At 47.0% G+C, this 1510-nt stretch carries 1 protein-coding gene; it reads right to left on the reverse strand.

Going from position 1 to position 1510, the window contains the following annotated elements; all coding sequences use genetic code 11:
- A partial coding sequence (locus tag GY683_RS03910) for an Hpt domain-containing protein (protein ID WP_297287505.1) occupies positions 1–1510 on the reverse strand: 1510 nt, incomplete at both ends.

A 1510-nucleotide genomic window follows, 5' to 3' on the forward strand; every position in this document is an offset into this window, starting at 1 on the left:
GCTTGACCACACTGTCATCTAAACGAACAATGGTTGCCTCATCAATATGCAGTGACATACTACCTGCTAATGAGTCAAACAGACCCAAAAGCTCCTGATGACCAGAAACAAGCGCCTGCACAAACTCATCATCTTCGGCGCAGTCAGGATATTCATCAAGCAAACGATACGCCGAACGCAGCGCACTAAGCACTCGTCCAAACGCCAAACGTGATACCGTCCGCTCAGATAATACATCAATAAGTTCAAGCTGTCTTTGACTGTATGCCAAAATCTCACCTGTACCCTTGGCAAAGGCATCTTCCACCGTCAAATCAGCATCAAGCAGATCATCTAAACCTGTAATCAGCTCACCGACACTTGGATATTCTTCGTGTTCAGGGTTAAGTAGCAGCGTCTGTAGCACCTGCTTATCTTCATCAAAATGCCACTCCCCATCCACCGGTGTGGGGTTTTCATAAGCATTAAGACGTGCTTCGATCAGCTCTACTGCATTATCTAGTGCTTGTAAATGCGTTTGACCCATAGGCAGTTCATGCTGTTGTAAGTCTTGTAGCACTTTTTCAATGGTTGCGCCGACATCACCCACATCGGCAAGGGGTGGCAGACCTGATGCACTACGCAAGGTATGAAACGCACGCACGATTTCATCATTGACAGGCACACTTTGGCTGTATTCGTGGTTTAACAAAAACTCCCTAACTTGATCGAGCAGCTCACGCCCTTCTTCAATAAAGATATGACAAAGCATCGCTTCTTCTTCGTCATGAGCGGTCAAGACAGGGGCGTTTTGCATGATTTCGCCAACCTGCTGGATAGAACTCAAAGCATCCGACATACGAGACTGCTGCACGCCGTGTTGTGCTTGCATACCATCAACCTCTGCTTCATCACTACCAGCTACTTGGATAACACTGGTTTGGGCGGACGGATTGGACTCATCTTGTTCTAAAGACTGTGGCTTTGTATCACCTTGTAAATAACGATAATCAAAGTCACTACCCAAACCCTTACTGTATGCATGGGCGACTGCCGTCCATAGGGTCATTTGCTCAGGATAAGTTTTGCTGTCATTAGCAAACAGCTCCACCAAATCACCAAAGCCTGCCATCACATCAGACACCAAGCGTCTCATGCCATCATCAAAGAACACGCTGTTATCTAGCACGCGGTTCATCATGTTTTCAACCGACCAAGCCAGCTCGCCAAGCTCCATCGCTCCGACCATACGCCCAGAGCCTTTTAGCGTATGAAAACCGCGTCGCACATCCACCAACAAATCGCTTGCACCTGACTGCTGCCAAGTAGCAAATTTGGGAATAATGTCTTCTAGTACTTCACCTGCTTCTTCAATAAAAATCTCTTTGATGTCATCGTCCACATCGGGGAACATGGACACCAAAGGTTTTTTGGCTTCAGCAATAAAGGGTGATAAAATCTCTGGCAAACCATCTAGTACGCTACCCACCTTAGCATCAGCGACTAATGCCAAAGGTGCAACATCATCGCC

Source organism: Moraxella sp., assembly GCF_024227015.1.
Taxonomy (GTDB): Bacteria; Pseudomonadota; Gammaproteobacteria; order Pseudomonadales; family Moraxellaceae; genus Moraxella.